Raw genomic sequence first — 20,304 nt, forward strand, 5'->3', positions numbered from 1 at the left:
AATCAGATGTTTTTTGGTCGAAAGATCTGATCTTGGAACAGGCATTTAGTTCCATTGCTTAAACAGGATTGAGGTTAGTTAGTAGACCTATTTATCTAAAGCTTTTAAATATTTAATACTTTCAGGAACTTGGGTTATTACTCTAGATGATTCATCTTCGAGAAAAAAATAACGGATCCCTTGTTTTTTGGCTTCAGCCACCACTGAGGCTATACCCACATCACCGGTACCTAGAATAACATTGGTTTCAACGTCTGCTGCACCATTGGTAGAATTCTTCGTGCCTATTTTTCGGTCTTTTAGGTGTAGAGACAAAAACCGGCCCGGGTACTTCTGTAATAACTGAGTGGGATCCATACCACCTTGTTTCATCCAATATACATCCATCTGAAATGCTGCGTGTTCGACATTTTCAAGCATATAATCGAGTAAAGTACCATTTCCATGTGGTAGAAATTCATATCCATGTGCATGATATTGCAAGGTGATGCCATTTTCCTTTAACAGCTTGCCGGCTTTATTCATGACCTCAATCGCCCCTTTAGCATCTTCTAGGCTAAAACCTTTTGCACCATCGTGCGGGATCCAATAGAAAGTCGCAAAACGGCTGCCAAAGTACCTTGCTTTGTAAACAACTGCGATAGGGTTGTCTCTGAGCTCTTCGAATGAGGCATCCACACTCACAATTTGTAGGTCATTTTTTAATAATTGGTTTCTATACTCTTCAACCGGATGCCCATATAACGCTCCTCCACCTTCAACTATTTTTATCCCCCATTGATTGATTTGATTAAAGGCGCTGGGTAAATCTTGCTCCATTTGGTTTCTGACGCTGTAAAGTTGGATACCTATTTCATGGGCGAAGGAGACAGAGCTTGCACTTAGCGCAATAGGCATCATTAGCGCTATACGTAACCAGCGTAACATTGATGTTTTTTTAATCGATGTAACCATACCTAATACCTACCTTTTGTGCTGCCGGATTGTGATTTTCGGCGAATGATTAATTTGCTAACAATAAATTAACATGAATAGTGCCAGTTTTACGGTGAACTCGAGTAGAACAAATCCCCTCTTGTATGCAATAATTTCGGCGTCGTCCATTTTTGAGCAGTAAAATCATGTCTGAAAATAAAAGCCTTCATCATTTTCCATTTCTGCAAGACGTGATAGGAATTGAGCAAATCCTTAGCATGTTTGATTTGTTAACAGATGTTATTTTTTGGATTAAAGATACCGATAGTCAGGTGGTCTATGCTAATAAAAAATTTGTTGAGCACATTGGAATGCATTCACTTAACCAAGTATTAGGTAAGACTGACTTAGCATTTTTCCCCCCGCATATCGCCAAACAATTCATCACGGATGATCAAAGTGTTATGAATGGGACGGTGATCACCGATCGATTAGAATTGAATATCTTAAAGTTTGGCGAGTTTGCTTGGTTTTCTACTTCGAAAAGACCTTTATTTGATAGCCAAAATAACATCATCGGTTCTTATGGTTTTACACGATTGTTATCTAAGGCATCTCAAGTGTTGTCGAGTATTGATGCTATCAAGGCACCAGTAGAATATGTGCGTGAAAATTTTCATCGTGATTTGAAAATTGAAGAATTAGCAAAGTTGGCATTTATATCAGTCAGTGCCCTTGAAAGGCGCTTTAAAAAGTATCTGTCTAAAACGCCTAAACAATTTATTAATGAAGTGCGTTTAGAAAATGCCCGTAGAATGTTAATCGAAACGGGTTTACCGATTGCTGATGTGGCATATCGATGTGGCTTTTCTGAACACAGTTATTTCAGCCGTCAATTTCGTTTGATGTTTGGAACTTTACCTTCTCAACTACGAGAAAATATGCAATAAAACAAGCCGATAATCTTTACTGGGATTTGAATTTAGTAGATAACTTTAAGATCGATTTGATTTATTTTGTGTATTTGAATACGCAATGATTTATCCTCACACTTTTTACCGTATTAAACAATTGTCTTTGGAGGATTTTTGAACCACAACATTCGTTTTTTGGCTTTAATATTATTGTGCATATCGGCCTTTGGTCAAACTCAAGAACAAGCCATAGAAAAAATCACAGTCACTGCGACTCGGTCTAATAATAATGTCATGGATGTTAGTAGTAATATTAGCTGGCTTGACGACGAAAGTTTAAGACTGATTGAGCAGCAGCATATTAATCAAGTGTTAGTGCGCATTCCGGGTGGCTGGATCAGTCGAGGTAATGGCCAAGAGCACCTAACGGCAATTCGATCACCGGTGCTCACTGGAGCCGGTGGTTGTGGTGCATTTTTCATTGCTCAAGATGGCGTTTCATTACGTGCACCGGGTTTTTGTAATGTAAATCAATTGTTTGATGCCAATACAGAACAAGCATCATCCCTTGAGGTATTGCGCGGTCCAGCAAGTACCATGTATGGCTCTAATGCGGAGCATGGCGTAATAAATATATTGACCCCTAATCCTTTTGACGTAGAGCGCTCAAGTCTGTCTTTGAGCATGGGACCTCATGATTATTCCCGTGGCATGTTTAGTTTAAGTACGGCTAGTGAACAGCATGGTTTTTTGTTGTATGGCAATCTTACAAAAGATGGTGGGTATCTAGATGACAGTGGTTTTGAGCAGCAAAAGGTAAACTTAATACATCAATATCAAAACAAGAAGTGGCAAATTAAAAATGTAGTAGCGGTCACTAATTTAAATCAAGAAACAGCAGGTTTTATCAGTGGGTTTGAAGTCTATAAAGACGCTGAGCTAAAAAGGCAGAATCCTAATCCTGAGGCGTTTCGAAATAGTCAGTCCGCACGTGCATATAGCCAGATTAACTATGTTGAAAACGACACAACGAGCCTAACTATTACACCTTATGTGAGGTGGACAGATATGCAGTTTTTACAGCACTTTCTTCCTTGGCAACCTATCGAGGAAAATAGCCAAGCGAGTGTTGGTTTGCAAGTACAATTCCAAAAGGATTATGGTGATTTGACCTGGCTAAGTGGTGTGGACGCCGATTATACTCAAGGGCAATTGACAGAGACCCAAGCGAATGACTTTTCACCTTCTTTACCCTCTGGAGTACATTACGATTATAAAGTGAGTGCAAGTGTGTATGCACCTTTTGCTAAACTTCAGTGGACAGCGACAGCACAATTAGAACTCAGTGCTGGTGTACGTTATGAACACACTAAATATGACTATGATAATCGTTTGAGTACAGGCAGCGCATGTGCACAAGGTGTCGAAAACTGCCGATTTACTCGACCTGAAGATCAAGTAGTAGATTATGACAACTGGTCGTATCAACTAAATGCCAATTACGCTTTAACCGCTAACAAACGATTCTACGCTCAATATTCTACAGGTTATCGTTCGCCCCAAGCGACAGAGTTATTTAGACTTCAAGCGGGTCAAATTCTAGCTGAACTTGATGCAGAAAATGTTCATTCCTTTGAGCTGGGATATAGAGGACAGTCACAAGCGTTTTTTTATGATGTCACTTTATTTTCTATGCAAAAAGACAACTTTATATTTCAAGATACAAACAGGCAAAATATCAGTAATGGCGAAACGTCTCATCGGGGAGTTGAGGTGGCGGTGAGTTATCAGTGGCAATCATTCTATGCATCTGCCAATGGTACTTTTGCCAAACATCAATACGATTCAAATTTAACGTTAAGTCGCTCAAATATTCAAGGTAATGAGATAGATACAGCACCAGAACATATGGGAAGTATGCAATTGGGGTGGCGAGGAGATTCTGCTGAATTTATTGAGCTCGAATGGGTACACCAAGGTAATTATTATTTAAATCCAGAGAATAGCGCAGAATACAGTGGTCACAATTTACTTAATATTCGCACTGGCTGGGCAATAAATGAAAAACTGGATATCAGTGCGAGGATCAGTAACCTTACTGATGAGGATTATGCGGAAAGAGCAGATTTTGGTTTTGGTAGTTACCGTTATTTCGTAGGCGAACCTAGGGCGCTGTATGTAACAGTTCGATACCGCTATTAACGATTCGCTTCTAATTACCTGAACTCGGGTTTTGTTGTGTTCAGGTTATATGTTTTCTAAATTTTTAAGTGGCTCAGGTTCATGAAATAGGCTGCCTTGGGCGAACTCGATACCTAGTTCAATTAAACTCTTGGCGATGCTTTCTTTCTCAATATGTTTTGCAATCATTGTACTGTTTGACACATCGGCCACCTTTTTTAGCATTTCGCACAATAATGCATTGAATGGACTGTCAGCATAATGACGAATAAAAGCCCCATCTATTTTCAAGTAATCGACGTTCAATTCTTTTAGGTACTGCAACATTGAAGTTTGCCCCCCAAAATCATCAATACAAGTTCTACAGCCTAAAGATTTGAGACGAGATAAGAAAGCGCGAGTTCTATCAATTGAAATCAACGCATCAGGCTCTGAAATTTCAAAACATAATAAATTTGGCGTTATGGATTTCTCTTCTAATAAATTTTCTAATGTGATCAAAAACATTGGGTTGGAGATCGTTTCTGATGTGAGATTGATCGACACATGGCTAAATTGGCCTTGTAATTGAGGATTGTCCTGCAGCCAATTTAATGTTTCATTTATGACCCAAAGGTCAATTTTACTCTTTATTTTGTTCTGCCCAGAAAACTCAAAAAACTCACTAGGTAAAATCCATCTATCTGACCGTTCACCTTTCAACCTTAACAACACTTCGATTGAGGGGGGGCTTTTAGCTGAAAGCTGTAAAGATTTAACCTGTTGATAAAAAAGTGAAAAACCTTTCGACTCTAAGGCTGATTCAATGCGGCTAGCTAAATCTTTATTCGCTTCTTCAGCGCCTTTTTGCACCGCGTGGTCCTGATAATTGACGATAGAACCCACACCCTTTTCTTTCGCAATAACCGATGCGTGTATTGCCTTAGATGTTATTTTTCTGGCACTTGATTCACTACTATCAACAATACAAAAACCGACACAAACCCCTGCTTTGAGAATCTGATCTTTCCACATGACCGGGAAAGCGCTAATGCAATCAACAAGACCTCTTGCGATTGAATTGGCAGATGCTGTGCTGGCTTGTTTTAAATAAACTGCAAATTGGTCTCCACCAAGTCTACCTATGATTGCGGCATCACCAAGCTGTGATTGCAATAACTTACTGGTATTAATAAGAAAGTGATCTCCCGCATCCCAGCCAAAACGCTGATTGATTATTTCAAATTTAAATAAATCTAAAAATAATAATGCACCTTCCTGCTTAGTATCGTTTCTTTGGTCTAGCAAGTATTGCAAGTCGTTTTCAAATGAAACACCGCTTGGTAGTTGAGTCAAAAAATCAGTCCCCACCTCGTGTTTGAAACGATTCTCTAGTAACTTTCTTTCGTTGATGACCTGGTTAAGTTTTTTATTTGAATCAGTCAGGTCTCGGGTTCGGGCTTGTACTTTGTCTTCTAGATTATTGTTTGCCTGCTGTACTTGTTTAACCAATTGGCGCATTTTTAGGTGAAACTGGGTACGCACAATGAGTTCTTTTTGATTAAAGGGTTTTAATACGTAATCAGCCCCCCCCAGTTCAAAACCTTCTTCAAATTGTTCCACGTTACCAGTTAAAAAGACGATAGGAATGTGAAAAAAGTTGGCTGTTGCTTTGAGTTTTCTACAAGTCTCAAAGCCACTCCACCCTCCGGGCATATTGATATCTAAAATGATTAAATCAGGTTGAAAACTGGAAGCCAGTTGATAAGCTTCTTCACCACAATTGGCAGTAGCGATTTCATAACCAATTCTTGTCAATACAAGCTCCACAATACGAATTATTGCAGGGTCGTCATCTACTACGAGGATTTTTTCTTGCATCTGCCTTTACCTTATCCTTAAGAAAACCTTCATCTCGATATTGTGAAACTTTGCAACTATCATTCAATTGCTGTTTACAAGAAGCACTGTATATTCGTCCATTTTCATTTAAATGGCTAACATTATTAATTAAGTCAGCCCATCTATTATTCTAGACGTTGTTATACCCGATGAACCTGTTTAATTTTAAGGTAATAAAAAGCCCTGACAAATCAGGGCTTTTCGTTTATTAATTAACTGCTAACTGTTTACGCAATCTAGAACGGAATATCGTCATCAAAGTCAAAGTCAGGTTCAGCCATAGGTGCAGGTTGACCTTGCGCAGGTGCTTGGTTGAAACCTTGATTAGCTTGTTGAGGATTGCCTTGGGCAGGTGGCTTTTGGTATTGCTGCCCCTGTTGAGGTGCTTGTTGGTAGCCTTGGTTCGGTTGTTGTTGTTGTTGTTGTTGCGGAACTGCGGCAGGACGTTGCTGTCCTTGGAAGCCTCCTTCAGATTGACTACCACCTTTACTACCTAGCATTTGCATAACGCCATTGAATGGATCTAAAACAATTTCAGTTGTGTACTGGTCTTGGCCTTCTTTATTCTGCCATTTACGAGTTTGAAGTTTACCTTCAATATAAACTTGGCTGCCTTTACGCAAATATTCGCCAGCTATTTCAGCTAATTTTCCAAACATAGATACGCGATGCCATTCAGTTTTTTCTTGCATCTGGCCGCTTTGGTCTTTCCAGCTTTCTGAGGTGGCTAAGGTTAAATTGGCAACCGCTTTACCATTAGGGGTATATCTTACTTCAGGATCTTTGCCTAAGTTACCCACCAAAATCACTTTATTTACACCTTTACTTGCCATGTTTCCTCCTAATTAATCTTTTAAATTCAGCATGATTCGAGCTTGCTGAATATCGAAATGTTGATCTGCCTTTATGTACATAACTTGTTCATTTGGAACAACGGTTACATCTACTACACCTTTAAATGCTGAAAGTTGCTGTAAAGTCAGATCTGTTGTTTGTTCATTTGTCTTAAGTGTATACCTTTTTAGCTTCTCAGTCCCGCTCAAACCTCTAATCAACCCAAGCCAAACACAACATAAAATACTGGCTAGAATAAACACCCATTGAATGCCTAAAAGCTGACCGATACTGCCAGATAACACACCACCTATAAAGGCACCAAAAAATTGGAAGCTGGCGTAAACGCCCATGGCCGAGCCTTTTTTACCGGCTGGTGCAATACTTGAAACCATAGCGGGAAAATTGGCTTCAAGATAGTTAAAGCAGGTAAAAAACAAGCTAACTAATATTAGCAAATAAATAATCGAGTTTTGCCCGAATGTCATTAACAAGAAGACTACTGCTAAGCCTGCAACGCTGAACTTCATAACACCTAGTTTTCGCTTTGCTGCTAAAGCCATAAGGCCGACAAGCCCCACGACTGAAGAGATCAGTACCACTGAATAAGCTTGCCAATGTGTAGCGAGTGGCCAACTTAAATCGACTAAAAACACCGGAATTTGCACAAAAAGTAGAGTGATTAGCATATGTAGTAGTAAAACACTGATGTTTAGGCGTAGTAGTTGAGGATGTAAAAACAGCTTTTTAACATCCGTAACTATTGGCAATGTGTCGCCTTTAGGTGCGATGTTTTTTGCATTAGGTACAACAAACAGCACTAATAGAATACACAAACAAGCCAAAACCCCAGTCATCAGGAAAATACCACTTAGGCCAAATTTACCGGCAATAATAGGTCCTAAAAGTAGCGCAAGGTAAAAAGAAAAACCAATGGAAATGCCTATAATGGCCATAACTTTAGGCCGCTGATCCTCGCGACTTAAATCACCGGCTAAGGCCATGATCGCCCCAGCAATTGCGCCTGCTCCTTGTAGGAAACGGCCGATAACTACCCAAGTCAAGGTGTCTGCTGTGGCAGCAACAATACTGCCAATGGCAAAAATCACTAAACCGCCAGCAATAACTGGCTTGCGACCAATTTTATCTGATAACACCCCCATGGGTATCTGTAGCAATGCTTGAGTCAGGCCGTAGCCACCTATCGCCAAGCCAACCAGAAAAGCTGAATAATCAGGATACGTTTTGGCGCTTATGGCTATGACAGGCATCACCATAAATAATCCAAGCATGCGTAAAACGTATACAAAGGCTAAAGAGAAGGCACTGCGTAGTTCGGTAGAATTCAAGGTTTAATCTGTTATCGAAAAATGAAAGTTTGCATTGAAAAACGTTCGACAAGTCTAGCATAGATTCCTTTTTGGCAAACAATTTTTGATTGGCGTTACCCAATGTATCAAAAGATAATCAGTGTTGTCGTAGAGCTGGTTTCAAGAGTGTGTAATACTTCTTCTTTTGCATTCGATAAAAGTCAAAAATGGATAGAATTGAAGTACGCGGTGCCCGCACCCACAATCTCAAGAACATCAATCTAGATATACCCAGAGACAAATTAACTGTGATCACAGGTTTGTCTGGTTCAGGTAAATCTTCTTTGGCTTTCGATACCTTGTATGCTGAAGGACAAAGACGTTACGTCGAGTCTTTGTCGGCCTATGCCAGACAATTTTTATCTATGATGGAAAAGCCTGATGTAGATCATATTGAAGGTTTATCACCCGCTATTTCCATCGAGCAAAAATCTACTTCGCACAATCCACGTTCTACAGTGGGTACCATTACAGAGATTTACGATTATTTACGTTTACTATATGCACGTGTTGGTGAGCCTAGATGCCCTGAACATCATGTGCCCTTAGATGCTCAAACCATCAGTCAAATGGTTGATAGAGTGTTGGCTATGCCAGCGGACACCAAATTAATGTTGTTAGGACCAGTGGTTCAAGATCGCAAAGGTGAACATCTTAAAACATTAGAAAATCTAGCCGCTCAAGGTTTTATTCGTGCTCGAATCGATGGCAATGTGTGTGATTTATCTGATCCTCCAGAACTCGACTTACATAAAAAGCACACTATTGAAGTGGTGGTCGACCGTTTTAAAGTGCGTGAAGATTTAAAACTACGCCTGGCTGAGTCTTTTGAAACTGCGTTAAATTTATCTGGTGGCACTGCAAAAGTGGCTTATATGGACGAGCCAGAAAAACAAGAATTAGTATTTTCTTCGAATTTTGCGTGCCCACATTGTGGTTACAGCATGGCAGAGTTAGAGCCTCGATTGTTTTCTTTTAATAATCCTGCTGGAGCCTGTCAAAGTTGTGATGGACTGGGCACTAGGCAATTTTTTGACCCACACCGGATTATCGCTAACGATGAAATTAGCTTGTCTGGTGGTGCTATTCGAGGCTGGGATAAACGTAGTTACTATTATTTTCAAATGTTGCAAGCCGTCGCCGATCACTACAAATTTAACTTAACTGTGCCATTCGCAGAGCTCGATGAAAAAGCCAGGGATATTGTGTTGTATGGCAGTAAAGGCACATCGTTAAAGTTTAAGTATATTAATGACCGTGGCGACATTATGGAGCGTAAACATCCCTTTGAAGGGATTATTCCGAATATGGAACGGCGCTACAAAGAAACGGAGTCTAACGCCGTACGTGATGAGCTTTCCAAATATTTGAGCCAACAGCATTGCTCAACGTGTTCTGGGAGTCGTCTTAGATTGGAGGCCAGAAACGTATTTGTTGGGGAAACACCACTCAATATTATTACTGATATGTCGATTGCCGATGCATTGGAATTTTTCGCTAATCTGACTCTAACTGGCAAACGTTTAAAAATTGCAGAAAAAATATTTAAAGAAATCAATGATAGATTGACCTTTTTAGTCAATGTAGGTCTGAATTACCTATCACTTTCTCGTAGCGCAGATACCTTGTCAGGAGGCGAAGCACAGCGGATCAGATTAGCCAGTCAAATAGGTGCAGGTTTAGTGGGCGTTATGTACGTGCTCGACGAACCTTCTATTGGTTTGCATCAGCGAGATAACGCAAGATTACTTGAGACGCTTGTTCACTTGCGTGACTTAGGTAACACAGTAATCGTGGTTGAACATGACGAGGATGCTATCCGTGCAGCTGATTTTGTATTGGATATTGGTCCAGGTGCGGGTGTTCATGGTGGTGAAATTGTTGCTCAAGGTTCTATCGAAGATATAAAAAATAGTGAGCGTTCGCTAACAGGTAAATACTTGTCAGGTAGAGAAAGAATAGAAATTCCAGCTAAGCGAACGGAAATTGATCAAGACAAGTGGGTAGTGCTAACTGGTGCTACTGGTAACAACTTGCAAGATGTTACGTTTAGAGCACCACTTGGGTTAATGACTTGCGTAACGGGTGTGTCTGGATCAGGTAAATCTACCTTAATCAACGATACCTTCTATCGTATTGCCCACAGAGAATTAAACGGAGCCACCACAGGTGAGCCTGCACCCTATAAAACCATTACTGGTATGCAGTTTATGGACAAGGTGGTGGATATTGACCAAAGCCCTATAGGCCGTACTCCACGCTCAAACCCTGCGACTTATGCTGGTATTTTTACCCCGGTGCGTGAATTATTTGCTGGTACCCAAGAATCCAGATCTCGTGGTTATAAACCAGGAAGGTTTAGCTTTAATGTGAAAGGTGGACGTTGTGAAGCATGCCAAGGCGATGGTGTAATTAAAGTAGAAATGCACTTTTTACCGGATGTGTATGTGCCTTGTGATGTGTGTAAAGGTAAGCGCTATAATCGCGAAACATTAGAAATTCAGTATAAAGGACTGAATATTCATCAAGTATTAGATATGACGGTAGAAGAGGCTCGTCCCTTCTTCGATGTTATTCCAGCTATTGCTCGCAAGTTACAAACATTGATGGACGTAGGTTTGTCCTATGTACGTTTGGGTCAAGCTGCTACTACGTTATCAGGCGGTGAAGCACAACGCGTTAAATTAGCTAAAGAATTGTCCAAGCGTGATACGGGCCAGACCCTGTATATATTGGATGAACCCACTACAGGTTTACATTTTCACGACATCAAGCAGTTATTGGAAGTGCTACATAGATTACGTGACCATGGCAATACAGTAGTAGTGATTGAACATAACCTAGATGTGATTAAAACTGCAGACTGGGTAATTGATCTTGGCCCTGAAGGCGGCTCGGGAGGGGGGCAGATAGTTGCTCAAGGTAGGCCTGAAGATATTTGTCATGTAGAAGAATCGCATACCGCACGTTTTCTTAGATCACTATTGCATAAGTAGGGGCTTAATCGCATGTTTAGTGAAGAGTTTAATGTACGTTTTTACGAAACCGATGCTTTAGCTCATGTGAGTAATACAGTGTTAGTAGGTTGGTTTGAAAGTGGCCGAGAGCCAATTTTTAAATTATTTAATCCTGAGTTGGATTTGCAAAACTGGCCACTTATTTTGGCCAGTTACAAAGTGGATTTTTTAGAGCAGATTTATTATGGACAAAAAGTTCAGGTTAAAACCTATATTAGTCGAATAGGTACTAGTTCTTTTGATGTTTATCAGGAGTTATGGCAGAAGCAAAAGAAGTGTGCGACAGGCACCACAACGTTAGTTCATTTTGATTTTAAAACTAAACAAGCTGTAGCGATAAACGATAAAATAAAAACGGTCCTTTTAGCTCACAGTATCCCTGAGTCATAACGTTTTTTATACCAAAATATAAGCTTATACTTTAAATTGTTTCGCTATACCTTCCAAATGTTGAGCCAATCGGGCCAGCTCGGAACCTACCGATGCTAACTTTTTCGAACTAGAGGCAGTTTCTTCGGTACGGCTATGGATTTCGTCAACATTGTTACTAATGGTTCTGGCCACATTTTGTTGCTCACCAGTAGAGCGAGCAATTTGATCGTTCATGCTAGTAATACGGCTAATTGTTTCAGTAATAACTGATAAACTAGCCCCAGCTTTATTGGCTGTTTCAACACTGGTTGTTGCTTGTTCAGTGCCTTTAGCCATCACACTTACTGCAGAACGAGCAGCATTTTGTAGTTGTTCAATGGTTTTCTGAATTTGCTCTGTGGATTGTTGTGTTCTTGAGGCTAAGGTGCGCACTTCATCGGCCACTACAGCAAACCCCCGGCCTTGTTCGCCGGCTCTTGCTGCTTCAATTGCTGCGTTAAGCGCAAGTAGATTAGTTTGTTCTGCAATGCCTTTTATGACATCAAGTACCACACCGACTTGATTTGAATCAGCCTCAAGTTTCCTAATCACTTCAGCCGTGTCTTCAACATTGGCAGCCAGCTCCTGAATGCGATGCACTGTATCGTTGACGACTGTCTGCCCATCATCTGCAGCACTTGAGGCATCACCTGCAGCATTTGCTGCTTCAGCGGCACTCTCAGCAACGGCAATAACGCTGTTGCTCATCTCGTCTACTGCTGTTTTTGCTTGATCAGCTGAACGTTGCTGAACATCAATCGTTTTATTCGTGTCATCAGTTAGTTGATTTAAGTTTTGTGCTAATTGCGACAACGGTATGGAAGAATTAACAATGTCCTTAACAACGCCTTGTAACTTCTCCATAAACTGATTAAACCAGTGTACCAAATCGCCAATTTCGTCTTGATTATTCGACGTAATTCTTACGGTTAAATCCCCGTCTTCTTGAGCAATATCTTTTAGAGAGTTAACCACCTGGACAATGCTAACTTTGATGCCATTAACAATAGGAACGGCGGTGGCAAATAATAAGACAATAGTTAACAAAGCCATTATCCCACCTATGACTACTGTAGATTGGCCGCTATCACTGGCTTCTTGTATATCTGTTTGGAAAGCCTTAGTACGCACTTCTTTAAAGGTTGTTAAGTTTTCAAAGGCGTTGTCATAGTTTTTGTTCATGGTGGCTGATAATTCACCTAGTTTTGAATAGTCTGCGGTACCGTCGATCATCGATTTAGACACGTCAAATGCTAAGTCGTAGTAATCGTTAAAGGATTTTAAGATGCTATTAATTTCACCACTTAAATTGGGATTTATAGACTTAATATTTTGCAATAATGTTTGCGTTTCTTTGGCGTGATTTTGAGCATTCTCTAAGGATTCTTCATCGCCTGTAGTGACTGCGCTACTTAGCGTCTCCTTGACCTTTTCCATTTTGACCAATGCATTTTTGGTTACATCTAACGCGGGATATTGTACTTCTATGACGTTTTCTAACAAATCGACATTTTTCAAAGCGGTGGAAGTGGTAATACCTAAATATATCAAAAACCCAACTGTTCCTATTATTGGAATAAGAAACAACTTTTGCGCAATAGACATTTTTGTCAAAAAACTCATCAAATCACCTTTTATATTGTGTCTGCGACTCTAGTGCATCCGTAACGTATAATATTCCCTTTCGAAAATCAGTATAGACAAGTTATCGTTCAAGAAAATAAATTCTTATCACTGATTGTCTAGGATACGACTTTTTTAACCGTCATATGGGCTGACACTCATGCCTAGTAGGGAATATCCGACGGTCGCTAAATCACCTTCCCACCCTTTAGTAGTTAAAGTGCCGGTAACCCAAACTGCATCGTATAGGTTATCTATCGGCACAGATTCAGAAAACTTCACGTAAACGATTTGATTGGCTGGCGGAGGCGGCACATGAATACAGGCTCCAAAATAAGGTACTAATAAAAACTCACTGGTTGTCTCGTTATTACCTTCTAGAGGAACAACAAAGCCTGGTATTTTTACCAATTTACCATCTAGACTCTCAACTACAGGTGCATCTAGCCCCATTTGTTGCATACTGCCATCGTGGTCAAATGGTGCATCGGGGGCTTGATAGTTTGGTGGCACCATGTCTTCCCAGAAGAGCTCCAAAGGTTCATCAGCGAATACTAGTTGGCTGAATATTATTGATATCAAACATGCTTTTTTTAAAAAATATATCATAAGTATTTATTTGTTTGCCCAAACTAAAAATGCTTTTAATCCCTTCATTATCCTCATTCAGATAAATTGGAATAGTTGTGGCCAAACATAATGAAAAGCCAATCTCGATATAAAATAACATACAAAGCAGGAATTACTATTTATAGTAATTTGCCTGTTAGTAAAAACGACAACTGTAATTGATGCAATATCAGTGACCTACAATAAATGGTCAACTATATATACACTTGCTACAATACGACTTTCGCCTACTAACATAATCTACCCTACCCTTAAATCCGTAGACATTTTTGTTTGGAAGTAGAATTAAGGTACAATATTTTATACCAATCTCAATGAAAAAGTTTTTCACTAGAATAGTTATATTCAACATAGCGTGACAATGGACTCACTTTAATTTTTGATTACAAAGCTGTAAAATGTTGATTAATAAAGAAATAGTTATCTCTATGTATAAGGAAGTTATAGTTTACTTCACGTGCAATTATCACCTATTTTTTGACTGTGCCTAAGTTAACCAGTATAACCTTGCTTATAATTTCGTTTGGGTAATTTGGCTAATACTCAAAATTTACTAAAGAACCCTAACGCCAGTTTTTTGCTGAAAACTAAAGGTCTTGTTAGCGAGAGTGTCAAATATCCATTGATGAAAGAAATAACCCCCACAAACCCCCTAGAAAGTTTCCAAACCATAGATGCAGCTATAAACGATAACAAAACCATTCCATTTTCTTTATTTACTATGTTCAGGCAGCGTGGAAATGCCCGAAAAGCTGTTGTGATTTGGTTAATATTTTGTGCCTTAGTTATCCCTTCAAGTGTGATAACTCGTCTTTTTGAGTGGACTGGCATTGAGTTGACAGTAGGAAGTGTACAGTTTTACGTTACCGTATACATTCCTATGCTTTTTTGTGTACCAATGGTGTTTTGGTATGATTATTTATGGGCTGCGATTCCTGCTTATTTTTCTACTTTTTTGGTTGGCTATATTGGCGGAATGCCTCTAGAGTGGTTGCTGGTTTTTTCTCTGGCAAACCCATTGAGCTTAGCCCTTTATGTTTTATCCTATAAGGTCATTCAACTTAGGCCTGGCATGAATGATTTAGTATCAATTGTGAGTTTTGTGACTATCTCTCTTGTGGCATCACTAGCGGGCTCAGTGGGTGCTTTTATTTGGGCTTATGCCAACAAAGTAGGGTTAAACCCCGCATACTTAGTCTGGCAAGGTTGGTGGGTAGGTGGGTGGCTGCAGGCTGTTCTGATAGTTCTGCCAATTTTACATATGACAGGTCCTTATGTAGAGCGTTGCATTGCTTCAATAAAACCTACTGATAAAAATCCAAAGTTTGGCGACTATAAAGCAATAACCATCGCCACTATTTCCTTCGTGGCTGTGTTAGTGGGTTATGTGAGTGTTGCGCGGTTTATCAGTATCAAACAATTCGACATCATTCAAATTTCATTGGTAGATGATGGCACATTATTAAAAATTCAAAATGCCATTGATGGCATGTCGTATCCGCTCTATATATTGTTAACGGTAATTATTGCCTTGATATTTTTGACGTATAAGACTGTTATTTTTTGGCATCAAACGCTTATCAAAGCGAATCAGCAGCTGTTAGATAAAAACCGAGAGTTGGAAGAATTAGCAGCAACAGACTCATTAACAAAATTATTTAATCGCCGTCGAACTCTAGAATTTGCCACAGCTGAATTTGAACGCTCATTAAGAAACCAGCAACACTTGAGTATATTAATGGTGGATATAGATAAATTTAAGCGTATTAACGATGAGTCTGGTCATCTTGTAGGCGACATAGTCATTAGAGATGTCGCAAAAAGGTTAACTGAATCAGTGCGGCCCTATGACGTCGCCGGCCATTATGGAGGTGAAGAGTTTATTGTTATCTTACCTGCTACAGACTTAGACAATGCAATTCAAATTGCCAAGCGTATCTTGTCAAAGATTGTGCAAACACCGATTCACAGTGAAAAAGGTAATGTAGCAGTAACTGTGAGTATAGGTGCTTCATCATTAATGGAGTCAGATATAGATTTGAACGTCACTATCGAGCGTGCCGACCAAGCATTGTTAGCTGCAAAAAATGCCGGACGAAACTGTCTTAAATGGTAATAGTCGTCTTTTTTAAGTTAATTCAACCAGTAAAGTTGTTCAATAGCAAAGAACGTAAAGCACAGTGAACTTGGCACAAACAAAATCAGAATCAAATTGGCCGCCATGGATTTGATCTAACGCCAATAAAAAAGCCGGTTAAAACCGGCTAATACATAATTGAATTGATATTCAAGAGTATTAAAAAGCTGGCTTTTCTTCCGCTTCTTCGTACAACTTAACACTGTTGACGAGTTCCGCTTTAGCCGACGCTGCGTCTTCCCAGCCTTCAATTTTTACCCATTTGTTAGGCTCTAAATCTTTGTAATGCTCAAAGAAATGCTGAATTTGATGTTTAGTCAGTTCAGGTATTTGGTCGATATCAGTAATACCACGATAAATTGTTGATAACTTATCAGCAGGTACCGCAAGAATTTTTGCATCTATACCAGACTCATCAGTCATTTTTAACACACCGATAGGACGACAACGAATTACAGATCCTGCTAAAAGAGGGAAAGGCGTAATGACCAATACATCAGCTGGGTCGCCATCTTCAGACAAAGTGTGTGGGACATAACCATAGTTAGTCGGATAATGCATACACGTTGCCATAAAACGGTCAACAAAAATGGCACCTGACTCTTTGTCCACTTCATATTTAACTGGATCAGAGTGAGCAGGAATTTCGATTATTACATTAATTTCTTCTGGCAAATTTTTACCAGCGGGTACGGCATTGAGGCTCATAGTATTACCTAAAGTTGATGAATTTTATTGCGCAAGATTATAGTGCTTAGAGACGCAAGATGAAACTCACCTGAGTGATTAAAACGCAGACAAGGCACAAATATTGATTAAAACTTGAACTATTGACAAATATCTCGTTATAGTTGCACTGTAAATGTAAAGAAATTGTAAACAAAACAATAAAATAGCCATGTACTCATGAAAGTTGTAAGCAATGGGAGATTGGCGTAATTGAATTGCAAGGTGAACCTATTATTAGGGGCTGTTGATCTTTCATACGTCCTCGAGACTGAGGTCATTTATTTGGATACCGAGGCATTTGCCTTGAAGTTTAGTCATTCTAAACGAAAGGTAAGCAACGAAGGTAGGCGAATAAATGGCCCAGCCCGAAGGGTTTTCCTCAAAACGCACTTACTCGGCGTTGAAAGCTGTTTATTTGGATAACCAAACTTCACAGATTTCGCCTTGATTAAGCACATTTTGAGGAAAATCTCGGTGACATATGAAAGATCGACAGCCCCTAGTGTTTACTACCAAAGGTTTGCTTTGTGTCATTGTTATATTAACTCTGGGAACCTACATGACTGAACTATTTTACTTGCCGCCTATCTTGGGATTTGCTGGCTTAATCTGCGCTTTTGTTATTTACCTTATAATTAAAAAATCCTCTGTTTCTGATCCCGCTATTATGAAAATTGGCGACGCTATACATACAGGTGCCATGGTGTTTATGCATCGTGAGTACAAAATGTTGTTCTTGTTTGCCTTGGTAGTCGGAATTGCGTTGTATTTTTCTCTGGGTCAGTACACCACTGTGGCTTTCGTTGCTGGTGCACTATGTTCAGCTTTTGCTGGTTATATGGGAATGTTTACCGCGACTAAAGCGAATGTCCGTACTACACAAGCTGCTCATGACGAGGGGCCAGCCGCTGCATTGACCATTGCCTTTATGGGTGGTTCAGTAATGGGTTTGTGTGTGGCATCAATGGGGCTTGTAGGTCTAGGTTCATTATATTGGTTTTTCGGTGGTGATCCAGAAACTGCCCATGTGATCCATGGTTTTGGTATGGGCGCGTCGATCGTTGCATTATTTTCGCGGGTAGGCGGTGGGATCTTTACTAAAAGTGCCGATGTTGGTGCTGATTTAGTGGGCAAGATTGAAGCGGGTATTCCAGAAGACGATCCGCGTAACCCTGGTGTTATTGCTGATAATGTGGGCGATAATGTAGGTGATGTTGCGGGTATGGGCTCGGACATTTTTGAATCTTATTGTGGTTCAATGATTGCCACTATTGCCATTGCATCTACCATGACAGTGGGAGTGTTGGGTAGTCGAGAGTCATTAATGTTTCTGCCTCTGGCGTTGGCTTCAATGGGCTTGTTATGTTCTGTTGCAGGCATAGTGCTGGTTAAACTAATGTCAGCCAGCAAACCAGAAGTGGCCTTGCGTGCAGGCACTATGTCAGCAGCTGTTATTTTTATAGCTGCGGCTTATTTTGTGGTTGCCAAATTGGGGGTGGATGATCATGTGTGGTGGGCAGTAGTGGCAGGAGCCGTGGGCGGTATTGTTATAGGCTTAGTGACTGAATATTATACCGCATCTACGCCAGTACGTAGAATTGCAGAGTCAGGCGAAACGGGTCCTGCGACTGTTATGATTACAGGGTTGGCAGTAGGTATGCAATCGGTGGTTGTGCCTGTACTCACAATTTGTGCGATTATTTTTGCATCTACTCAGTTATCTGGGTTGTACGGTGTAGGGATTGCGGCAGTAGGTATGTTGGCTACTGTCGGCATTACTATGGCAATCGATGCGTATGGTCCTGTTGCCGATAATGCGGGTGGTATAGCTGAAATGGCCGGATTGGGAGAAGAAACTCGTGCCATTACGGATTCGCTAGATGAGTTAGGCAATACCACTGCAGCCATAGGAAAAGGGTTTGCAATAGGCGCAGCTGCGCTGGCTGCTCTCGCTATTATTGCTGCGTTTATAGAAACGTTAGTGGCTAAGTATCCTGATTTCACCTTGAACTTGGGCAATCCAATGGTATTGATTGGGTTATTTATTGGTGGTTTGCTGCCATTTTTAATTGCTTCAATCACCATGACTGCCGTAGGTGATGCCGCGTTTGAAATGATCAAAGAGATTCGTCGTCAGTTCCGAGAAATTGAAGGACTAATGGAAGGCACAGCTGAGCCAGATAATGCTCGTTGTGTTGATATCGCCACTCAGGCGGCACTGAAAAAAATGATTTTGCCCGGTGTCATTGCTGTAGGTGTGCCACCTTTAATAGGTTTTGGTTTAGGTGCTTATGCGCTAGGCGGTATGTTAGGCGGTGCCTTATTAGGTTGTGTTTTACTCGCTCTGATGATGGCTAACGCTGGTGGTGCTTGGGATAATGCTAAAAAGTATGTAGAAAAAGGCAACTTAGGTGGGAAGGGCTCTGATACCCATGCAGCAGTCGTAGTGGGGGATACAGTAGGTGACCCATTTAAAGATACTTCTGGTCCTTCTATGAATATCTTGATCAATGTTATGGCAATTGTGAGTTTGGTTATCGCGCCTCTATTGTAGGTGCATGATATAAAAAAGCCTCATTTGAGGCTTTTTTATTTCTAGTTAAGCAATAAAGATCACTCTATTTATTGTAACTTAAACAAGCTTCAACTTCTTCTTTTGAACCAATTAACACTGGCACACGCTGGTGAATTTCGGTAGGCATCACTTCCATAATTCGTCCAGTGCCTGTTTCGGCTAAACCGCCAGCCTGCTCTACAAGGAACGCCATGGGATTGGCTTCATATAATAAGCGTAACTTACCTGCTTTGCCCGTATCACGTTTATCATAAGGGTACATAAAAATACCACCACGACATAACACTCTGTGAATATCACCTACCATTGCTGCAACCCAGCGCATATTGTAGTCTTTTTCTCGAGGACCTTCTGTGCCAGCTAACAAGTCATTTATATAGGCTTGTATTGGTGCTTCCCAATGACGCTGGTTTGAAGCGTTAATTGAGAACTCACTAGTGCTTTCTGGTACCTGAATATTCGGCGTAGTTAACAAGAACCCGCCATGAGTTTTATCCAAAGTATAAAGATGTGTACCACGCCCAGTAGTTAAAGCCAGCATTGCCGAAGGACCGTACAATACATAACCAGCGGCTACTATTTGTGTCCCAGGTTGTAGGAAAGCAGATGGGTCATCAGGATCCATCCATTGGGGGGCGTGAGTAATTGAAAAGATGGTACCAATAAGGCTGTTAATGTCAGTATTAGATGAGCCATCCAGAGGATCAAAGCTAACCAGGTAATTACCATTTGGATTACATGGCACTACCTCATCTTCTTCTTCCGAGGAAATGGCTTTAACGTAACCTGACTCACTAAGAATATCTTTTAGAATTTGGTTAGAAATAACATCTAACTTCTTTTGTGTTTCGCCTTGTACATTTTCACTTAAAGTTGAACCCAAAACACCAGCCAATGCACCTTGACTGACCCTAAAAGAAATTTCCTTACAACCCGCTAATAGTGTTCTTAGTAGCAGGATTAGCTCCATAGGCGCGCCATCTTCTTGCAGCTGTGAGTTAAGTCTTTTCATTATGTGTAAATACCTTGTAGTTGTAGGGCCTTGAATTTGAATGTGTGCAGCGTGATTTTTATTATTATAAATACT

At 40.3% G+C, this 20,304-nt stretch carries 14 protein-coding genes; 6 read left to right on the top strand and 8 right to left on the bottom strand.

Translation table 11 applies throughout. From position 1 onward, the window contains the following. Window positions 1-87: 87 nt before the first annotated feature. On the bottom strand, window positions 88-954 hold the full coding sequence (locus tag QZ488_RS10670) for a sugar phosphate isomerase/epimerase (protein ID WP_293748426.1): 867 nt from the start codon (window positions 952-954) through the stop codon (window positions 88-90). A 167-nt stretch (window positions 955-1,121) separates the two neighbouring features. Here QZ488_RS10670 and QZ488_RS10675 point away from each other — a divergent pair, with 167 nt between their 5' ends. Together QZ488_RS10675 and QZ488_RS10680 are read left to right on the top strand one after the other, a co-directional pair. Beyond that, window positions 1,122-1,865, top strand: a complete 744-nt coding sequence (locus QZ488_RS10675) for an AraC family transcriptional regulator (RefSeq protein ID WP_293748428.1) — start codon at window positions 1,122-1,124, stop codon at window positions 1,863-1,865. A gap of 138 nt (window positions 1,866-2,003) precedes the next feature. After that, window positions 2,004-4,031 carry a TonB-dependent receptor gene (locus QZ488_RS10680; protein ID WP_293748430.1) on the top strand — a complete coding sequence of 676 codons (2,028 nt, stop codon included), beginning with the start codon at window positions 2,004-2,006 and terminating at the stop codon, window positions 4,029-4,031. A gap of 45 nt (window positions 4,032-4,076) precedes the next feature. Here QZ488_RS10680 and QZ488_RS10685 read toward each other — a convergent pair whose 3' ends face one another. The 3 genes from QZ488_RS10685 to QZ488_RS10695 all read right to left on the bottom strand — a co-directional run bounded on the left by QZ488_RS10685 (window position 4,077) and on the right by QZ488_RS10695 (window position 8,074). After that, a complete protein-coding gene (locus tag QZ488_RS10685) occupies window positions 4,077-5,870 on the bottom strand; it encodes an EAL domain-containing protein (protein ID WP_293748432.1) in 1,794 nt (597 codons plus the stop codon). 257 nt (window positions 5,871-6,127) lie between these two features. After that, window positions 6,128-6,724, bottom strand: coding sequence for a single-stranded DNA-binding protein (gene ssb / locus QZ488_RS10690; RefSeq protein ID WP_293748434.1), 597 nt, complete (start codon window positions 6,722-6,724; stop codon window positions 6,128-6,130). Between the two features lie 12 nt (window positions 6,725-6,736). Beyond that, on the bottom strand, window positions 6,737-8,074 hold the full coding sequence (locus tag QZ488_RS10695) for an MFS transporter (protein ID WP_293748436.1): 1,338 nt from the start codon (window positions 8,072-8,074) through the stop codon (window positions 6,737-6,739). A 188-nt stretch (window positions 8,075-8,262) separates the two neighbouring features. On the opposite strand from QZ488_RS10695, the gene uvrA reads away from it, so the two are divergent. Further along, window positions 8,263-11,091, top strand: a complete 2,829-nt coding sequence (gene uvrA, locus QZ488_RS10700; RefSeq protein WP_293748437.1) for an excinuclease ABC subunit UvrA — start codon at window positions 8,263-8,265, stop codon at window positions 11,089-11,091. Between the two features lie 12 nt (window positions 11,092-11,103). After that, window positions 11,104-11,502, top strand: coding sequence for a thioesterase family protein (locus tag QZ488_RS10705; RefSeq protein WP_293748438.1), 399 nt, complete (start codon window positions 11,104-11,106; stop codon window positions 11,500-11,502). A gap of 24 nt (window positions 11,503-11,526) precedes the next feature. Here the strand turns inward: QZ488_RS10705 and QZ488_RS10710 are convergent, their stop codons facing one another. Together QZ488_RS10710 and QZ488_RS10715 are read right to left on the bottom strand one after the other, a co-directional pair. Then, the gene (locus QZ488_RS10710) at window positions 11,527-13,146 is read right to left on the bottom strand and encodes a methyl-accepting chemotaxis protein (protein ID WP_293748440.1); all 1,620 of its coding nucleotides are present in this window, start codon (window positions 13,144-13,146) and stop codon (window positions 11,527-11,529) included. 135 nt (window positions 13,147-13,281) lie between these two features. Then, entirely contained in the window at window positions 13,282-13,755 is a 474-nt protein-coding gene (locus tag QZ488_RS10715; protein WP_293748442.1) for a DUF3299 domain-containing protein, read from the bottom strand. 646 nt (window positions 13,756-14,401) lie between these two features. Here QZ488_RS10715 and QZ488_RS10720 point away from each other — a divergent pair. After that, window positions 14,402-15,892 (top strand): GGDEF domain-containing protein, encoded by a 1,491-nt coding sequence (locus QZ488_RS10720; RefSeq protein WP_293748444.1) that lies wholly within the window; start codon window positions 14,402-14,404, stop codon window positions 15,890-15,892. A 180-nt stretch (window positions 15,893-16,072) separates the two neighbouring features. On the opposite strand, the gene ppa is transcribed toward QZ488_RS10720, so the two are convergent. After that, window positions 16,073-16,621, bottom strand: coding sequence for an inorganic diphosphatase (gene ppa / locus QZ488_RS10725; RefSeq protein ID WP_293748446.1), 549 nt, complete (start codon window positions 16,619-16,621; stop codon window positions 16,073-16,075). A 580-nt stretch (window positions 16,622-17,201) separates the two neighbouring features. Between ppa and QZ488_RS10730 the strand changes: the two genes are divergently transcribed. Then, window positions 17,202-19,196, top strand: coding sequence for a sodium-translocating pyrophosphatase (locus QZ488_RS10730; protein WP_293748448.1), 1,995 nt, complete (start codon window positions 17,202-17,204; stop codon window positions 19,194-19,196). Window positions 19,197-19,260: 64 nt separating this feature from the next. Here QZ488_RS10730 and QZ488_RS10735 read toward each other — a convergent pair whose 3' ends face one another. Next, window positions 19,261-20,229, bottom strand: coding sequence for a class 1 fructose-bisphosphatase (locus tag QZ488_RS10735; protein ID WP_293748450.1), 969 nt, complete (start codon window positions 20,227-20,229; stop codon window positions 19,261-19,263). Window positions 20,230-20,304: the final 75 nt, after the last annotated feature.

Source organism: uncultured Paraglaciecola sp. (assembly GCF_913020055.1).
GTDB lineage: Bacteria > Pseudomonadota > Gammaproteobacteria > Enterobacterales > Alteromonadaceae > Paraglaciecola.

What these genes read in the sequence shown, in the direction of transcription:
- QZ488_RS10735 (WP_293748450.1), bottom strand. Translation starts at nt 20,229, where the DNA reads ATGAAAAGACTTAACTCACAGCTGCAAGAAGATGGCGCGCCTATGGAG.
- QZ488_RS10685 (WP_293748432.1), bottom strand. Translation starts at nt 5,870, where the DNA reads ATGCAAGAAAAAATCCTCGTAGTAGATGACGACCCTGCAATAATTCGT.
- QZ488_RS10670 (WP_293748426.1), bottom strand. Translation starts at nt 954, where the DNA reads ATGGTTACATCGATTAAAAAAACATCAATGTTACGCTGGTTACGTATA.
- QZ488_RS10720 (WP_293748444.1), top strand. Translation starts at nt 14,402, where the DNA reads ATGAAAGAAATAACCCCCACAAACCCCCTAGAAAGTTTCCAAACCATA.
- uvrA (WP_293748437.1), top strand. Translation starts at nt 8,263, where the DNA reads ATGGATAGAATTGAAGTACGCGGTGCCCGCACCCACAATCTCAAGAAC.
- QZ488_RS10715 (WP_293748442.1), bottom strand. Translation starts at nt 13,755, where the DNA reads ATGATATATTTTTTAAAAAAAGCATGTTTGATATCAATAATATTCAGC.
- ssb (WP_293748434.1), bottom strand. Translation starts at nt 6,724, where the DNA reads ATGGCAAGTAAAGGTGTAAATAAAGTGATTTTGGTGGGTAACTTAGGC.
- ppa (WP_293748446.1), bottom strand. Translation starts at nt 16,621, where the DNA reads ATGAGCCTCAATGCCGTACCCGCTGGTAAAAATTTGCCAGAAGAAATT.
- QZ488_RS10705 (WP_293748438.1), top strand. Translation starts at nt 11,104, where the DNA reads ATGTTTAGTGAAGAGTTTAATGTACGTTTTTACGAAACCGATGCTTTA.
- QZ488_RS10675 (WP_293748428.1), top strand. Translation starts at nt 1,122, where the DNA reads ATGTCTGAAAATAAAAGCCTTCATCATTTTCCATTTCTGCAAGACGTG.
- QZ488_RS10710 (WP_293748440.1), bottom strand. Translation starts at nt 13,146, where the DNA reads ATGAGTTTTTTGACAAAAATGTCTATTGCGCAAAAGTTGTTTCTTATT.
- QZ488_RS10730 (WP_293748448.1), top strand. Translation starts at nt 17,202, where the DNA reads ATGACTGAACTATTTTACTTGCCGCCTATCTTGGGATTTGCTGGCTTA.